Source organism: Streptomyces sp. NRRL F-5135, from assembly GCF_000719775.1.
Lineage (GTDB): Bacteria > Actinomycetota > Actinomycetes > Streptomycetales > Streptomycetaceae > Streptomyces > Streptomyces hebeiensis.
Window position 1 is genome coordinate 59,033 of sequence record NZ_JOHR01000001.1, and the last position, 15,418, is coordinate 74,450.

At 71.5% G+C, this 15,418-nt stretch carries 16 protein-coding genes; 8 read left to right on the forward strand and 8 right to left on the reverse strand.

What is annotated here, in order from left to right; translation table 11 throughout:
• Positions 1-20: 20 nt before the first annotated feature.
• Both IG02_RS0100270 and IG02_RS0100275 read right to left on the reverse strand, forming a co-directional pair.
• Positions 21-761, reverse strand: a complete 741-nt coding sequence (locus tag IG02_RS0100270) for a class I SAM-dependent DNA methyltransferase (protein WP_030739965.1) — start codon at positions 759-761, stop codon at positions 21-23.
• 351 nt (positions 762-1,112) lie between these two features.
• Entirely contained in the window at positions 1,113-2,081 is a 969-nt protein-coding gene (locus IG02_RS0100275; RefSeq protein WP_030739967.1) for a LysR family transcriptional regulator, read from the reverse strand.
• Positions 2,082-2,208: 127 nt separating this feature from the next.
• Here IG02_RS0100275 and IG02_RS0100280 point away from each other — a divergent pair, with 127 nt between their 5' ends.
• Both IG02_RS0100280 and IG02_RS0100285 read left to right on the forward strand, forming a co-directional pair.
• The gene (locus IG02_RS0100280; protein WP_030739970.1) at positions 2,209-3,345 is read left to right on the forward strand and encodes a PrpF domain-containing protein; all 1,137 of its coding nucleotides are present in this window, start codon (positions 2,209-2,211) and stop codon (positions 3,343-3,345) included.
• Positions 3,346-3,425: 80 nt separating this feature from the next.
• Complete coding sequence (locus tag IG02_RS0100285; RefSeq protein WP_030739973.1) at positions 3,426-4,670, forward strand: SLC13 family permease; 1,245 nt, start codon at positions 3,426-3,428, stop codon at positions 4,668-4,670.
• A 389-nt stretch (positions 4,671-5,059) separates the two neighbouring features.
• On the opposite strand, the gene IG02_RS0100290 is transcribed toward IG02_RS0100285, so the two are convergent.
• The 5 genes from IG02_RS0100290 to IG02_RS0100310 all read right to left on the reverse strand — a co-directional run bounded on the left by IG02_RS0100290 (position 5,060) and on the right by IG02_RS0100310 (position 7,530).
• The gene (locus IG02_RS0100290; protein ID WP_324604714.1) at positions 5,060-5,269 is read right to left on the reverse strand and encodes a DoxX family protein; all 210 of its coding nucleotides are present in this window, start codon (positions 5,267-5,269) and stop codon (positions 5,060-5,062) included.
• Positions 5,270-5,305: 36 nt separating this feature from the next.
• Positions 5,306-5,581, reverse strand: coding sequence for a hypothetical protein (locus IG02_RS42390; protein WP_234314552.1), 276 nt, complete (start codon positions 5,579-5,581; stop codon positions 5,306-5,308).
• 9 nt (positions 5,582-5,590) lie between these two features.
• Entirely contained in the window at positions 5,591-5,731 is a 141-nt protein-coding gene (locus IG02_RS42395) for a hypothetical protein (RefSeq protein ID WP_158712215.1), read from the reverse strand.
• A 125-nt stretch (positions 5,732-5,856) separates the two neighbouring features.
• Complete coding sequence (locus IG02_RS0100305; RefSeq protein WP_030739979.1) at positions 5,857-6,765, reverse strand: NAD-dependent epimerase/dehydratase family protein; 909 nt, start codon at positions 6,763-6,765, stop codon at positions 5,857-5,859.
• A 12-nt stretch (positions 6,766-6,777) separates the two neighbouring features.
• Positions 6,778-7,530: an SDR family NAD(P)-dependent oxidoreductase gene (locus tag IG02_RS0100310; RefSeq protein ID WP_030739982.1), complete on the reverse strand. Its 753-nt coding sequence runs from the start codon at positions 7,528-7,530 to the stop codon at positions 6,778-6,780.
• Positions 7,531-7,659: 129 nt separating this feature from the next.
• Here IG02_RS0100310 and IG02_RS0100315 point away from each other — a divergent pair, with 129 nt between their 5' ends.
• Complete coding sequence (locus tag IG02_RS0100315; RefSeq protein ID WP_030739985.1) at positions 7,660-8,172, forward strand: MarR family winged helix-turn-helix transcriptional regulator; 513 nt, start codon at positions 7,660-7,662, stop codon at positions 8,170-8,172.
• On the opposite strand, the gene IG02_RS0100320 is transcribed toward IG02_RS0100315, so the two are convergent.
• Entirely contained in the window at positions 8,098-8,607 is a 510-nt protein-coding gene (locus IG02_RS0100320) for a TetR/AcrR family transcriptional regulator (RefSeq protein WP_078854063.1), read from the reverse strand. The two genes, IG02_RS0100315 and IG02_RS0100320, sit on opposite strands and share 75 nt — an antisense overlap.
• A gap of 457 nt (positions 8,608-9,064) precedes the next feature.
• Here IG02_RS0100320 and IG02_RS37550 point away from each other — a divergent pair, with 457 nt between their 5' ends.
• The 5 genes from IG02_RS37550 (at position 9,065) to IG02_RS0100345 (ending at position 15,409) form a co-directional block, all read left to right on the forward strand.
• Positions 9,065-9,946 carry a class I SAM-dependent methyltransferase gene (locus IG02_RS37550; RefSeq protein WP_051764206.1) on the forward strand — a complete coding sequence of 294 codons (882 nt, stop codon included), beginning with the start codon at positions 9,065-9,067 and terminating at the stop codon, positions 9,944-9,946.
• Between the two features lie 69 nt (positions 9,947-10,015).
• Complete coding sequence (locus tag IG02_RS0100330) at positions 10,016-10,588, forward strand: AAA family ATPase (protein WP_051764208.1); 573 nt, start codon at positions 10,016-10,018, stop codon at positions 10,586-10,588.
• Positions 10,589-10,784: 196 nt separating this feature from the next.
• Positions 10,785-11,732 (forward strand): aldo/keto reductase, encoded by a 948-nt coding sequence (locus IG02_RS0100335; protein WP_030739993.1) that lies wholly within the window; start codon positions 10,785-10,787, stop codon positions 11,730-11,732.
• 75 nt (positions 11,733-11,807) lie between these two features.
• Complete coding sequence (locus IG02_RS0100340; protein ID WP_037801770.1) at positions 11,808-13,625, forward strand: ABC transporter ATP-binding protein; 1,818 nt, start codon at positions 11,808-11,810, stop codon at positions 13,623-13,625.
• Positions 13,622-15,409, forward strand: coding sequence for an ABC transporter ATP-binding protein (locus tag IG02_RS0100345; protein ID WP_037801772.1), 1,788 nt, complete (start codon positions 13,622-13,624; stop codon positions 15,407-15,409). Before IG02_RS0100340 ends, IG02_RS0100345 begins: the two co-directional genes overlap by 4 nt.
• The last annotated feature ends 9 nt before the right edge of the window (positions 15,410-15,418 follow it).

The window sequence follows — 15,418 nt, forward strand, 5'->3', positions numbered from 1 at the left end:
CTCCCGCCTTACGGCCGCGGTCAGTCGACGGGCTTCTCCCAGACCGAGACGTGCCGCCGGCTCTCGGCGGTGAACGGCTCCCGTGTCCAGGTCTCCCAGCGGTCGCGCAGCCGCAGGCCGGCGAGTCGTGCCATCAGGTCGAGCTCGGCGGGCCATACGTACCGGAACGGGACGGACCAGTGCTCGGCGCGCCCGTCGACGATCTTGACGTAATGCGAACTCATCGCCTGGGTGGTGACGTCGTAGGTGTCGAAGGCCCATCGCGTCGGGCCGATCTCGAACGGCACGGCGTCCTGTCCGGGCGGCAGCCGGCGCAGGTCCGGGACCCCCACCTCGACGACGAAGCAGCCGCCGGGCCTCAGGTGGGCGGCGGCGTTGTGGAAGCAGGCGACCTGGGCGTCCTGCGTCACGAGGTTGTTGATCGTGTTGAAGACGAGGTAGGCGACCGCGAAGGTGCCCGGGACCCTCGTCGTGGCGAAGTCGCCGATCGTCACGTCGACGGCGTCGCTCCCGGGCTTGGCGCGCAGCCGGGCCGTCATGGCGCGTGACATGTCGATGCCGTGGACCGGGATACCGCGGCGGGCCAGCGGCAGGGCGATCCGGCCGGTGCCGCTGGCGAATTCGAGCGCCCGTCCGTCGCGGGCCAGGCCGGCCAGCAGGTCGACCGCCGGGTCCACCGCCTCCGGCCGGAACATGGCCGCCGACGACTCGTCATAGGTGGCCGCGATCTCTTCTCCGAAGTAACCGTCCTCGTCCTCCATGCCCGGACCGTACCGCTCGCGGCCCGGCCGGCGCCCGCGATTTTCGGGGCGGGACGCGAGGGCCGGGCGCTCGGTGGCCGTCCTCGGCGAGGGCGGCCCCGGCTCCTGCGGAAGCGCGCGTCTGGACCGGGGTCACCGGTTTCGGGTTCTCCGACGCGGGGTTGTCCGGCATCGAGTTCGCCGGCTTCGGGCTCTCCGGCTTCGGCGAGGAGGTGCTCGGCGTACAGACCGGCGGGATCACAGGGGGCGACCTCCGTACGGGAGCCGAGGCCGGGGCAGGCGCCCCGGGGCGGGCGCCTGCTCAGCGCCGCCGCGGCGTGGGGACGGCAATCCGATGGATGGCCGAAGGCGTCAGTGGCGAGCGCCGCCGCCGCGACGCACCGCCCCCAGTTGGGCTCGGTCCAGGCCCGAGTCCGTGAACTGCTGGGCCACCGAGTGCAGGATCCGCGCCATGGCCCGGGCCGTCGGTGTGGCGGCGCGGTGCCGGGGGCTGGCGAGCAGGATCCGCCGGACGGGGGCCGGGGCGTCCGAGGCGAAGGCGAGCAGGCGCACGTCGCTGCGCCGGTTGGTCAGCGCGAGGCGTGGGGCGAGCGCGATGCCCAGCCCGGCGGCGACCATGGCCTGCGCCTCCTGGTAGTCGTGCGACTCGTAGGCGATACGCGGCTCGAAGCCGGCCAGCCGGCAACTGCGCCGCAGCACCTCCGCAACCGGGTGGTTCTCCGCGCGGATGATCCACTCCTGTTCGACGAGGGCGCCGAGGCGCACCGCGGGGCGGGTGAGCAGTTCGGAGTCGGCGGGGACGACCAGCACCGTCGGGTCGTCGAGCAGCGGAGCGAGCGCCAGGTCCTTGTCCTGGATCCGGTTCCACTCGTACTCCCACATCAGGGCCAGCTCCACCTCGCCCACGTGGAGCATCTCGCGCAACCGCTCCAGCACGCCCGCGCGCACCACCGTGCGGATCGCCGGGTGCCGCCCGCTGAACCGGGTGAGGGCGAGCGGGAGCAGCGAGGCGCTGGCCGTGGGGAACGAGCCCAGGCGCAGTGTTCCCCGGTCCAGGTCGGCGAACTCGCGCACGTCCGCCTGGGCGGCCTGGAGCTCGCGGCGGACGGCCCTGCCGCGCTCGGCCAGCGCCGCGCCCGCGGCGGTGGTCCGCACCCCGCGTGGCAGTCGCTCCAGCAAAGGCTGTCCGACCTCCCGCTCCAGCAGGGACATCTGCTGGGAGGCGGCCGAGGTCGTCATGGAGAGCGCTTCCGCCGCCGCGGTGAGGGAGCCGCGCTCGGCGGCTTCGGTGAGCAGCAGCAGACGTCGTACGTTCAACATCATCCGAGTTTAGCCCTACTAAAGGCTGCTGAAGAAGACAGACATTGTGCTCAACCCTGCGGTTTGCGAAAGTCATCGCAGCTCGACGGTTCACACGTCGTTCACCGCACAGAAAGTTCTTCCCTACATGCACATCCCCGCGACTCTGGTGCGTGGCGGCACGAGCAAGTGCTGGCTCTTCAACCAAGTGCACGTCCCCGCCGACCGGGCCCACCTGGAACGCCTTCTGGTGGCTGCCTACGGCGCGGCGGACCCCGTCCACCTCGACGGAGTGGGCGGTGCCACCCCGACCACGTCCAAGGCGGCCGTCGTCGCCGCCAGTTCGCGCGAGGGCATCGACGTCGACTACCTCTTCGCCCAGGTGGGCATCGGGACCGGGACCGTCGAATGGGGCAGCAACTGCGGCAACTGCGCCACGGCCATCGCGCTGTACGCGGTGGCCAAGGGCCTGGTGCCCCTCACCGGTGACCGCACCCGGGTGACGATGCACAACACCAACACCGGGGCGATCCTCCGGGCCGAGGTGGACACCACCGGCGGTGTCGTTCACGAGTTCGGCACCCAGACCGTTCCCGGCACGCTCTCCGGCGGGGTCGCCGTGGGGCTGACCTTCCACGACCCCGTCGGCAGCGGCACCGGCGCCGGACTGCCGACCGGCTCGGCCGCCGAGGAGCTTTCCACGGCCCCGGCGGGCCCGGGCGGTGCGGCGCTTCCGCCGCCGTACGTGAGCATGGTCGACGCGGGCGCACCCGTGGTGTTCGTCGACGCGCGACGGGCCGGCCGCACCGGCGCGGAGACCCTGGAGCAGACGCGGGCCGAGATCCCCTGGCTGCGCGCGGTACGCCACAGCGCCGCCGCCCGCATGGGCCTGCTCCGGCCCGGCGACAGGCCGGGGGACGCGGTGCCCAAGGTGGGTCTGGTCGGGCCGCCCGTCCCGTACACGAGCACGCTCGGCGAGCGGATCGCGGCCGAGGACTACGACGTCTCCGCGCGCATGCTGTCCATGAACGCCCCCCACCCGGCGATCGGCCTCACCTCCGCCGTCGCCGTGGCCGTCGCCAATCTGCGGGAGGGCACCGTCGTCGCGGAGGCGTCCACCGCGCCGGGCAGCTCCGCGCTGCGCATCGGCACCCCGGCCGGTGTCCTCGCCGTCCACGCGTCCGGCCTCACCCCGGACGGGCCCGCCCGGGTCACCGTCAGGCGTGCCGCACGCATCCTGTGCGACGCCGAGATCTTCGTACCCGCCCCGGCCGTGGCCGCCTGAGGACGTCCAGCGTCCGCTCCGCGCGTGCCGCCGATCCGGCCGTCGCGTTCCCCCTTGCCCCTGCCCACACGAGGACAAAGATGTCTCCTGAGCTGATCTCCGTCGGCGCCCTGCTCGTGATGTTCGTCGTCGGTACCGTCCTGCCGATCAACATCGGCATCCTGGCCTTCGTCGCCTCGTTCACGATCGGCACCGCCTCCCTCGGCCTGACCGAGGAAGAGATCTTCGAAGGCTTCCCGGTGGGCCTCTTCATCACCATCGTGGGCGTCACGTATCTCTTCGCCATAGCCCGCCGCAACGGCACCGTCGACCTCCTCGTCGCGGCGGGGGTGCGCCTGGTGCGCGGCCGGGTCTCGCTCATCCCCTGGGTGCTGTTCCTGCTCGCCGGCGTGCTCACCGCGCTGGGCACCTTCACCCCCGCCGCGGTCGCCATTCTGGTGCCCATCGCGATGAACTTCGCGTTCCGCTACGGCATCAACCCGCTGATGACCGGCATGCTGGTGATCAGCGGCGCCCACGCGGGGGCCTTCTCCCCGCTCGCCGTCTCCGGGGCACTGGTGCTCGGCATGGTGCGGGACACCGACCTCTCCGTCGCCCCGGCGACGCTCTTCTTCGCGAGCTTCGCCGTCAACGTCCTGCTGTCCGTGATCACCTTCGCCGCGCTGCGCAACCGGACGCTGCCGCCCGTCGCCGAGGAGGAGTCGGGAGACAGCGCCACGGCGTCCGCCCGGCTCACCTGGCACCAGGGGCTCACGCTGGCCTCGCTCGCCGTTCTCGTGGTGGGTGCCCTGGGCTTCCAGCTGGAGATCGGCGTCCTCGCCCTCGCCGCCGGTGCGGTCCTGGCGCTGCTGGACACCAGGCGTCAGGAGAAGGCGGTGGACGGCATCAGCTGGCACACACTGCTGCTGGTCGCCGGAATGATGACGTACATCGCGATGCTGGAGCACGCGGGCATCATCGACAAGATCTCCGAGCACGCCGCGGGCTTCGGCACCCCGCTGGTGGTCGCCCTCCTGCTCTGCTTCACCGTCGCCGTCACGTCCGCGTTCGCCTCCTCCACGGCCATCCTCACCGCGATCATCCCGATCGCCGTCCCGCTGCTGCTCTCCAGCCACCTCAACGCCGCCGGCCTGATCGCCGCCCTCGCGGTCTCCACCACGATCGTCGACGTCTCGCCGTTCTCCACGAACGGCGCCCTGGTCCTCAGCAATGTCCGCGGAGTGGACCGCGGGCGCTTCTACCGCCAGATCATCGGCTACACCTGCGGCATCGTCGGGTTCGGGCCGATGGTGGCGTGGGGAGCGCTCGTGCTGCCCTGGTCCTGACGGGCGCGGCGGCCCTCCGCACACCGAACACACCTACGCCGCCGCTCTCGGCGAGCCGTCAATCGCCCACGCACTTGGGGTACGTGGAGCCCCGCTCGCAGTCGTGGTAGTCGTACTTGCCGACCCGGAGCTTCGTCTCCTCGCCGAGGTTGCCGCCGTGACGGTGAACGCGAGCGGGCGGCCAAAGACATCGCAAGCGAGATGCGCATCGGCGCCCGGCTCGACACCCTCGGCCGGCAACTCGGCTTCCCGGCCCGGGAGATCGGCACCGCGGCGGAGGACCTCGACGCGACCGTCGCCGTCCTGACCACACCGCGCCCCGACACCACCTCGGTCGCGAGGGGCAGCGCCGGGCGGCGAGGTCATGACCGTGCCGTTATCACTCCGGATCAGAACGCGTATGGTCCGAACCGGCCCCACGCCACTGTCGCGGCCAGGATCAGCAGTACTCCGCTGGGCGCGAGCGCCGGGATCTCTTTGCGTCGCAGGTGCATCGCCACGGCGCCGATCATCACCAGGGCCAGTCCGGTTGCGGCGATCGGGACCAGGGTCGGCGCCATGTCGACCATGGCGGGCAGGACCACGCCGATCGCGCCCAGCCGGGTAGCGGATCGGACGTCAGGCGAGGAACCGGGTCACCGCCTTGGTGAACCAGTCGGGGTCTTCCTCGGCGACGACGTGCCCGGTCGGGGCGACCGCGCCCTGGACGTTGCCGGCGTGGGGGGCCGGGGGCCTGGGCGGTGGCGGTGCCCGGAGTGGGTGGTGCCGACGGCGAGGACGGGCATGGGCAGCTTCCGCTCGGCGAGCGGGGCGCGGTTCTCACGGCCGTCGTCCAGGAGGGTGCGGTAGTGCTCGAAGCCGCCGCGCAGGTCGGGCACGACGACGGTGTGGTTCTGGGCGAGGTTGGGCATGACGCGGGCTCAGCCGCGTGAGGTCTGGGGCCGGCCGTGAAGCGGGACCAGGACCGGTCCGCTGCCGCCGACCGCGACCGAGAGGCGAGTGTTGTTGATGTCGATCTGCTGCACGGTGAAGCCGCCGGGAAGCCAGCCGGCAGTGCTCATGGCAGGGGCCTTTCATGGAGGGAAATGGTCGAGTCAGGTGTGCTGAGGGGAAGGAGGTATCGAGGCGCTTGGGGGGGGGAGGGCTTCGCCACCGCGGGTGACGCGTGGCGGTGGCGAAGTGGTGGTCACCCTGCGAGGGTGGCCGGCCGGTGCGGGCGTTCCTCGCCGATCATGGTCAGCATGTCGGTGTGCTGGGGCTGCCAGCCGAGGTCCTGCTGTGCGCGGACGGCGCGAATGCGGCCGGAGACGGACATGATGAGGGCGCCGAATTCGCCCCACACGCCGCTGGCCTCTTCGGGGGTGAGGCTGCGTGCCTCGACGCCGAGGTCGGCGGCGACGCGTTCGGCGATCCAGCGGTTGGGGGTCTCTCCGGCCACGGCGTGGTACAGCCCCCCGGGCCGGCCCTTTTCCAGGGCGAGGGTGAACAGGCGGGTCACGTCGTCGATGTGGACGTGACTGTAGGTGTTCAGCCCTTCCCCGATGTAGCAGGCTGCCCCTGTCGCGGCCACCGACTGGTAGACCATCGACACGTGACCGTGATCACCGGGCCCCCAGATCAGACCGGGCCGGATGACCATCGCGCGCAGCCCGTGCCGGGCGGCGGCCAGGACAGTGTCCTCAACGGCCTTGCGGTAGTCGGCCAGGGGCTCGGGCGTGAACGGGTCGTCCTCGGCGAAGACGTCCGGGCTCCAGGCGCCCGCGGTGCGCTGCACCAGCACCCCGTTGCCGGACAGAAAGATCAGCGTCTTATCCGTACCGGTCAGGGCCCGGGTGAGTTCCTGGACGGTTGCGGTCTCCTGTTCCGGTCCGGCCTGGGCGGCATAGATGACCGCGTCGGCGGCCTGTGCCGCCTCGATGACGGCAGCTCTGCGCTCCTCCAGGTCGCCTGCCAAGGCGGTGATGCCCTGGGAGTCGAGGGTGGCGGCAGCGCTCTTGGTGCGGGCCAGGCCGGTGACTGTGTGGCCTTCGGCGGAAAGGTGCCGGGCCAGGGCGCCGCCGACGAAGCCGGTGGCGCCGATGATGAAGACGTTCAACGCGGAGCTCCTTCAGGCGGGCAGGGCGCTGAGCTCGCCGCCGTCGGCGAACAGGACGGCGCCGTTGACGTAGGAGCTGGCCGGGCTGACCAGGAACGAGACGACCTCGGCGATCTCCCTGGGGTCTCCGGCGCGGCCACGGGCGGTGGTCCTGTCCAGCATCGCGGTGTGCTCACCGAGCATCGCCTTCGTGCCCTCGGTGTGCACGGGTCCGGGCGAGACGGTGTTGACCCGCACACCGGACGAACCGAACTCGGTCGCCCAGTAGCGGGTGAGTATCTCGGCACCGGCCTTGGAGGCACCGTAGGCCGCACCGATGGGGGCGGGCATACGGGCCGCGCTGGAGCCGACGATCACGATCGAGCCCTGCCCGCGCTCGGCCATAGCCGGTGCCAGCGCGCCGACCAGCAGGAACGGGGCCCGCGTGTTGACCGCGACCTGTCGGTCGAAGCTCGCGGCATCGCTCGCAGCCGTCGGGGCGAACTCGTAGAGGCCCGCGCTGTTGACCAGGATGTCCACCGCTCCGGCCTCAGCGGCCAACCGCAGCGTGTCATCGGCGTCGGTGAGGTCTGCGGCGGTGAAACGGGCGGTGCCGCCCTCTGCCGCGATCTCCTTGACCAAGGCTTCGCCCCGGGCCTGATCGCGGCCGTGCAGGACGACGTTCGCGCCCTGGGCGGCCAGGTTCTGCGCGATGGCCTTGCCGATGCCGGAGGTCGCTCCGGTCACGAGTGCGATGTGGCCCTGCAAAGCGGTGCTGGCGCTCATGGTGATCTTCCTTGCCGTGGTGCGTTCGGCGCGCGGTGCGGATCGCGTCCGGCGCCCTTCCACCATCCACTATGCCTCGCAGATGTTCTGCTTACAAGAACATCTGTCGTTGAGCGCATGTAGTACGGTATGCGGGTGAGCGCATCCACGTCCGAGAACAAGAAGCCGCGCGCCGAGGCAGAATCCCTGGCGCTGGACACCGACCTGGGCTGGGCGATCCGCATGGTCTCCGCGGCGTTCCGCCGCGTCGCCACCGACTCCGTCGCGGACCTGCCCGGCGGAGCCCGCGGCTACCTGGTCCTGGTGGCCCTGGCCGGCGGCAGCGAGCCGCCCTCGCAGCTCGCCCTGGCCAAAGAGGTGAGTCTCGACCGCACCGTGATGACCTACCTCCTCGACGACCTCGAAGCTCACAATCTGGTGACCCGCAAGCCGGACCCGCGCGACCGGCGCGCCCGCCAGGTCCTCATCACCGACACCGGACGCGCCCGCCTCGCACAGGTACGTGAAAGCCTCGGCGCCGCCGAAGCACGCCTCCTCACCGACCTCGACCCCACGGACACCGAGCAACTACGGACGCTGCTCGCGCGCGTCGCACAGACCGCGCAGCGCGAAGTCGTCGCGCCCGACGAAGCAGAGTGCTAGGTGTTCTGTCCACGGAGGTTGGTGACGTGGTTCAGCAAGGGCCGCGGCCGGGTCGGACAGGCCGCGGGCGACCAGGGCGGCCGTCATCGCGGCCGCGAGGCTGACGGTCTTGAGGGCGTCACGCTCCTGAAGCTCGACGCTGGCGGCGACGGCAGCCTTCAGGCGCGGGGCGAGCTCGCGATTCATGGGTCCCATCGCGCTCGACGCGCGTTCAAGACCGGCGGCGGCCGCCTCGAGCGGGCCGACGTCATCGGGCGCCTCGGCGATCCCCTCGGTCAGCAGCCGGCTCAGCGTCTCCTGCCCGGCCACCAACAGCTCTCGCTTGTCAGGGAAGTACCGGAAGAAGGTGCTTTTGGTGACCCCGGCGCGCTCGGCGATCTGCGCGACCGTCGTGGCGTCGTACCCCTGCTCGGTGGACAGGTCGACTGCGGCCACGACAAGACGTTCGCGTGCACCTGGTTCCCGCGGACGGGGCCCCCAATCTGTCGGCAGAGTGAGTCATCATCGCGGGGACCCTATTACCGGTCCTCACCCCGATGCGCCAGGCGTTTTCGGGACCGCCGTGCGTCCTCGGCCGGTTGGGCGGCGGACGGGCGCCGCGCCCGCGGTGAGAGCGGTGGTTGTCGTCGGAGGAGCCGCCGAATCAGAGCCGCACACATGTCTTATTCGATTCTCGGTGCGCAGCTCACTTCCCTCGCCGTTATCGCAATCCGGTCTTCGGAATCCTAGAATGACGTGAGGGAATGAGACGGGGGCTCGAAAGACCGTCGGCCGTTGGACCACCGGTCGACATGCTGACCGGACGGGCGGGCACCGGCCGCGCTCCCGCCGAGTTGCGCCGCCGCCCCGCCCGTGACGTCGAAGCCCGATACCGGGGAGAGAGGAATCACCTGTGCCGGGGAACCAGTCGGAGTTGAAGTCGCTCAGGGCGACGAAGTACACCTCGTCGCTCCGCCGGTCCGGTGGCATCGACCGATTACGGGGATCCAGTTACCGTGCCGGGCTGCGCCTGCTGGATCTCCTGGACCGAGTGCGCGGCCGGGAGCACCGGTTCCTGCCGCCCCGCCGATACCGCCGATTCATCGGCAACGGCGACTTCCTCAAGGTCGGCCGCGAGATCACCGCCTACATGCGGGACGAACTGGGAATGGGCCCGTCCCACGACGTGCTCGACGCCGGCTGCGGCGCGGGGCGCGTCGCGATTCCCCTGACGGACATGCTCACCGAGGGCTCGTACCTGGGCTTCGACATCGTGCCGCACGCGATCGAGTGGTGCAGTTCGACCATCGGCGCGCGCCACCCGAACTTCCGTTTCGAACACGTCGACATCCGCCAGGAAATCTACAACCCCGAGGGCAGGCTCTCGGCATCCGACTTCCGCTTCCCCGCCGAGGACTCGTCCTTCGACATCGCCGCGCTCGTCGGGCTGATCAGTCACCTGATGCCCGAGGAAATGGACAACTACCTCGCGGAATCCGCTAGGGTGCTCCGGGCCGGGGGGCGGTGTTTCGCCACCGCGTACCTGGTGGACGACAAGGTGGCCGAGAACATCTCCCGCGGGAACACCGCGTTCAGCTTCACGCACGACCACGGGAATTACTTCGTGCATTCGAAGGAGGAACCGACATACGCCATCGCCTACCGGCTGGAACACATCCAGGCGGTGGCGGCGCGCTACGATCTGCGCATGTGCCAGGAGCCACGACTCGGCACCTGGGGCGTTTCCACCCATCGGCCCGCTTCCATGGACCTCCTCGTCCTCGAACGTGCCTAGCGACACGCCACATTGCCGCCGTGCCGCCCTTCGCGCCGTCGGCACCAAAGAGAGGAATTCCTTCCCTTCATGACCGGTATCACCAGCACGCCTCCGCGGGACGCGGAAACCAACGGCGTCATCGTCATCTCGGGTATTTCCGCGGCGGGCAAGTCGACCGTCGCGCAGGCACTCGCCGAGCGCCTGACACGCTCCGTCCACGTGCGCGGTGACTTCTTCCGCCGCATGATCGTCAACGGTCAGGTGAACATGACCGCCGACGCACCGCCGGAGGCCGTCGCCCAACTCAGGCTGCGGCACCGGCTGGCCGCCGCGTCGGCCGACGCCTACTGCCGGGCCGGCTTCACCACCATCGTCCAGGACGTCCTGCTGGGTGAGCACCTGGCCGAGATCACCGAGTCCATCACGAGCCGGCCGCTGGCCGTCGTCGTCCTGGCGCCCGACCCCGAGGCCGTCGCCGAGCGCGAGCGGAAGCGGGCCAAGTCGGGTTACGGGCCGGACTGGCAGCCGCAGGACCTGGACCGGGTGCTGCGGGACGTCACACCCCGGATCGGGCTCTGGCTCGACACCTCGGCGCAGACCGTCGACGAGACGGTCGACGAGATCCTCAAGCGGGCCTGGACCGAGGGCGCCATCGCCTGACCGGGGCCCCGTCGCCCGGCCGGGGGCACCCTCTCCGTGCGGTCCCACAGGCCGGACCGGCGGGCGGACGGGGACACGTTCCCGCACAGGGCCGGACAGGGGCGCCGTTGCCCGCACCGCCGGTCCGGCGCTCGCGCTCTCCCGCCCTCCCGCTCCTGTTGTGTGCCGGCCCGTCGACCATGAGGAGAAAACCGCCTTGCGCACGCTTCGGATCGGACCGGACGGACAGTCGCCGGGAGTCATCGGCCTCGGGTGCATGGGCATGTCGTACGCCTACGATCCCGGCGGCCGGGACGACGCCACGTCGGTCACCGTGATCCACCGCGCCCTCGACCTCGGCGCCAACCTGATCGACACCGCTGACGTCTACGGCCCGTACACCAACGAGGAGTTGGTCGGCCGCGCGCTCGCCGGCCGCCGGGAGCGGGCGTTCCTGGCCACCAAGGTGGGATTCGTCACCGGTGCGGACCGGCTGCGGCGGGACGGGCGTCCCGAGCACGTACGCGCCGCGATCGACGCGTCCCTGCGCCGGCTGGGCACCGACCACGTCGATCTGTACCAGCTCCACCGGGTGGATCCGCGGGTCCCGCTGGCGGAGACCTGGGGCGCCATGGCCGAGGCGGTGTCGGCCGGCAAGGCACGGATGCTGGGACTCTCCGACGTGACGCCGGACCAGGTGCGCACCGCCCAGGCCGTCCACCCGGTCGCCGCGGTGCAGAGCGAGTTGTCGTTGTGGACCCGGGACAGGGCGGCGGAGCTGCTGCCGTTCACCGCGCGCGAGGGCATCGTGCTCATCGCGTACTCCCCGCTGGGCCGGGGTTTCCTCGCGGGACGGTTCGGCTCGGCGGACGACGTACCGGACGGTGACTACCGCCGGACCAATCCGCGTTTCCTCCCGGAGAACTTCACGGCGAACCTGCCGCTCGCCGAGAGCGTGCGCGAGGTCGCCGGGCGACGGGGCATCACGCCCGCGCAGACCGCCCTGGCCTGGGTGCTCTCCCGGGGCGCGCACGTGGTGGCGATCCCCGGCACCAAGAACCCCCGGTACCTGGCGGACAACACCGTCGCCGCCGGCATCCGGCTGGACGACGCCGACCTGGCGCTGCTGGACGCGCTGCCGGAACCGGCCGGCGCCCGCCAGTGACCGGCGTGCACGTCGACGGCACGGCGTCACGCGCGTCGCCCGGCCACGCGTACGCCGTACGAAAGGAACCTCTCCGTGTCCGGAACAGACAGCTCGACGCTCCGCAGAGGGCTGGGCGTCCTCTCCGTCGCCGTCCGTGAGGAGCCGTGGATCTTCACCGCGGCGCTGCTGGCCAGCTGCCTCTACGGCGTCGCCCCGGTCGCCACGTCCTGGGTGCTGGGCCGGATCACCGAGCGGGTGGTGCTGCCCGCGTTCGAGGCCGGCCGGACCACCACGGCCGCGCTGACCGGTGCCGGGCTCGCCATCTTCGGGGTGGCGATGCTCCGCGTGGTCGGGGTCATCGGGCGCCGGGTCGGGGCCGGCATCATGCAGTTCCGGCTCCAGGCCACCTACCGCCGCAAGGTCGCGCGCCACTACCTGCGCCTCCCGCTCTCCTGGCACCAGCGTCACCCTGCGGGCCAGTTGCTCTCCAACGTCAGCTCGGACGTGGAGGCGGTGTGGGCGCCGATCGTGCCGCTGCCCACCGCGATCGGCGTGGTCGTCATGCTGCTCGCCGCCGTCGTCTCCATGGCCCTGGTGGACCCGGTGCTCGCCGGGGTGAGCCTGCTGGTCTTCCCCGCGGTCGGGCTGCTGAACGTGTTCTACCAGCGCAGGCTGTCCCCCCTGGCGGCCCGCGCGCAGAGCCTGCGGGCCGAGGTCAGCGACATCGCGCACGAGAGCTTCGACGGCGCCGTCGTCGTCAAGACGCTCGGTCTGGAACGTTACGAGACGGAGCGGATGGCCGCCGCCGCCGAGCGGTTGCGGGACGCCAACATCGCCGTGGGCCGGACGCGGGGCCGCTTCGACCCGATGCTCGACGCGCTGCCCAACCTCGGCATCCTCACCGTACTCGCCGTGGGGACCGTACGGCTGGCGGCCGGTGCCATCACCGTGGGCGAACTGGTGCAGGTGGCCTACCTCTTCACGATGATCGCCTTCCCGGTGCGCGCCTTCGGCTGGGTGCTGGCCGAGCTGCCGCGCAGCTCGGTCGGCTGGTCGCGGGTGCGACACGTCCTCGACGCCGAGGGCGACCGGTCCACGGGGGAGCTGCGGCTCGCCGACGCCGGTCCGATCAGCCTCCACACGCGCGGTGTGAGCTACGCCTACGACGCCGGGAACGTGCTGCACGACGTGACGTTGCGGGTGGGTTCGGGGCGGACCGTGGCCGTGGTCGGCCCGACCGGTTCGGGCAAGTCGACGCTGGCCGCGCTGATGGTGCGGCTCGTCGACCCGCTGGAGGGCGATGTGCTGATGGACGGCAAGGACGCCCGGGAGATGCGCTCCGGCGAGGTGTGCTCGGCCGTGGCGTTCGTGCCGCAGGAGGCGCTCCTCTTCGACGACACCGTGCGCGGCAATGTGCTGCTGGGACTGAAGGTCCCGGACGAGCGGGTCTGGGAGGCGCTGGAGGCGGTGGAGGCCGCCGATGTCGTACGCGCGCTGCCGCAGGGGCTGGACACCCGGGTCGGCGAGCGGGGCGCCACCCTCTCCGGCGGTCAGCGGCAGCGCGTCGCGCTGGCCCGCGCCCTGGTGCGGCGGCCGCGGCTGCTGGTCCTCGACGACGCGACCTCCAGCATCGATCCGCAGGTGGAGGGCCGGATCCTGACGCGTCTGCGCGACGCGCGGGTGCCGTCCACCCTGGTGCTGGTCGCCTACCGGCAGGCCACCATCGCACTCGCCGACCAGGTCGTCCACATCGAGCGCGGCCGGGTCGTGGACAGCGGCACCCACGAGGAACTGCTGGCGCGGTGCGCCGGATACCGGGAACTGGTCACCGCCTACGAGCGTGAGGAGCGGCGGACCGCCGGCCCGGACGGCTCCGGCGTCGCGGCGATCGAGGAAGGACGGACGGCATGAGCCGGATCACCCGCGAGAGCGGCAGCGCCACGGGCACGTTCCGGCGGGCGCTCCAGGTCTCCCCCGGGCTGCGGGAAGGTCTCCTCGTCGTGGCGGGGCTGGCGCTGCTGGCCGCGGCGGGGCGGGTGGTGGTGCCGATCGCGGTGCAGATCACCCTGGACCAGGGAATCCAGCGGCCGGGGAGCCCGCAGACCGGTTTCGTCCTGACGACGGTCGCGGTCTGCGCGGTCGTGGTGCTGGCCACCGCCTGGGTCACGTACCTGATGAACCACCGTCTCTACCGCAGTACGGAGGCGGGGCTCGCCACGTTGCGCGTCAAGGCGTTCCGGCGGGTGCACGACCTGTCGGCGCCCGCGCTGAGCGGCGAGCGGCGCGGCGACCTGGTGGCGCGGGTCACCGGCGACGTGGACCAGTTCAGCATCTTCCTGCAGTTCGGCGGGATGCTGCTGGTGAGCCTGTGCCAACTGGTGGTGGGCAGCGCGGTGATGTTCGCCTACTCATGGGTCCTGACGCTGATGGTGTGGGCGGTCTTCGTCCCGTTGCTGCTGGTGTCCCCTCCGATGCAGCGCAGGCTGTCGCAGCACTACGGACGAGTGCGCGCCCGGGCCGGTGACATGCTCGCCGCGACGGGCGAAGCCGTCGTCGGTGCCGCGGTGATCCGCGCGTACGGTGCCGGTGACCTCATCGGACGGCGCATCGACACGGCGGTGGAGGAGCATCGGCGGGCGCAGAGCCGGGCGCAGCGGCTGGTGGCCGTCACGCTGTCCAGCGGTGAGGTGGCGGCGGCGCTGGCCATCGGCGGTGTGGTGAGCCTGGGCGTCGTGCTGGGTGTGCACGGCCGTCTCACGGCCGGTGAGCTGGTGGCGTTCCTGTTCCTGGTGACCCTGTTCATCGGGCCGGCGCAGATGAGCACGGAAGTGCTGAACGAGCTGCAGAACGCGCTGGCCGGCTGGCGTCGGGCGTTGGCCGTCGTGGACACGCCCATCGATGTGGCCGACCCGGGGAAGGCCGGGGTGGACCTCGAACGGGGCCCGATGGAGGTGCTTTTCGAGGAGGTCGGTTACGCCTATCCGGCCGGCCCGCCGGTGCTGCACGGGATTTCGGCGCACATCGCGCCGCGCACCCGGGTGGCCGTCGTGGGTGAGACGGGTTCGGGCAAGTCGACGTTCGCCAAGTTGCTGATCCGGCTCGCGGACCCGTCGTCGGGGCGGGTGACGGTGAACGGTGTGCCGCTGTCGGAGGTGCGGTTCTCGTCGCTGCGGAAGCGGGTGGTGATGGTCCCGCAGGACGGTTTCCTGTTCGACACCACGGTCGGCGCGAACATCCGGTACGGGCGCCCCGACGCGACCGACGACGAGGTGCGCCGGGCGCTGGCCACTCTCGGTCTGCGGAGCTGGCTGGAGTCTCTGCCGCAGGGGCTGCGGACGCCGGTGGGGCAGCGCGGCGAGGCTCTGTCGGCGGGTGAGCGGCAGTTGGTGGCACTGGCGCGGGCGTATCTCGCGGACCCGGATCTGCTGGTGCTGGACGAGGCGACGTCCGCGGTGGACCCGGCCACCGAGCAGCGCCTCCAGCAGGCCCTGGAGAACGCCACGCGTGGTCGTACGGCGGTGTCGGTGGCGCACCGGCTGTCCACGGCGCGGGCGGCCGACCGGGTGCTCGTCTTCGACAAGGGCCGGATCGTCCAGCAGGGGACGCACGAGGAGTTGGTCGCCCGCGAGGGCCGGTACGCCGAGTTGTACGCGGCGTGGATGTCGGCGACGTCGTCGGGTGCCGGAGCGCCGTGATCCGGCGTC

Coding starts and splice junctions, on each gene's coding strand:
- IG02_RS0100275 (WP_030739967.1), bottom strand. CDS start 2,081: ATGTTGAACGTACGACGTCTGCTGCTGCTCACCGAAGCCGCCGAGCGC.
- IG02_RS0100345 (WP_037801772.1), top strand. CDS start 13,622: ATGAGCCGGATCACCCGCGAGAGCGGCAGCGCCACGGGCACGTTCCGG.
- IG02_RS0100315 (WP_030739985.1), top strand. CDS start 7,660: ATGCGGGTGAGCGCATCCACGTCCGAGAACAAGAAGCCGCGCGCCGAG.
- IG02_RS42390 (WP_234314552.1), bottom strand. CDS start 5,581: ATGCCCAACCTCGCCCAGAACCACACCGTCGTCGTGCCCGACCTGCGC.
- IG02_RS0100270 (WP_030739965.1), bottom strand. CDS start 761: ATGGAGGACGAGGACGGTTACTTCGGAGAAGAGATCGCGGCCACCTAT.
- IG02_RS0100310 (WP_030739982.1), bottom strand. CDS start 7,530: ATGAGCGCCAGCACCGCTTTGCAGGGCCACATCGCACTCGTGACCGGA.
- IG02_RS42395 (WP_158712215.1), bottom strand. CDS start 5,731: ATGAGCACTGCCGGCTGGCTTCCCGGCGGCTTCACCGTGCAGCAGATC.
- IG02_RS0100330 (WP_051764208.1), top strand. CDS start 10,016: ATGACCGGTATCACCAGCACGCCTCCGCGGGACGCGGAAACCAACGGC.
- IG02_RS0100280 (WP_030739970.1), top strand. CDS start 2,209: ATGCACATCCCCGCGACTCTGGTGCGTGGCGGCACGAGCAAGTGCTGG.
- IG02_RS0100285 (WP_030739973.1), top strand. CDS start 3,426: ATGTCTCCTGAGCTGATCTCCGTCGGCGCCCTGCTCGTGATGTTCGTC.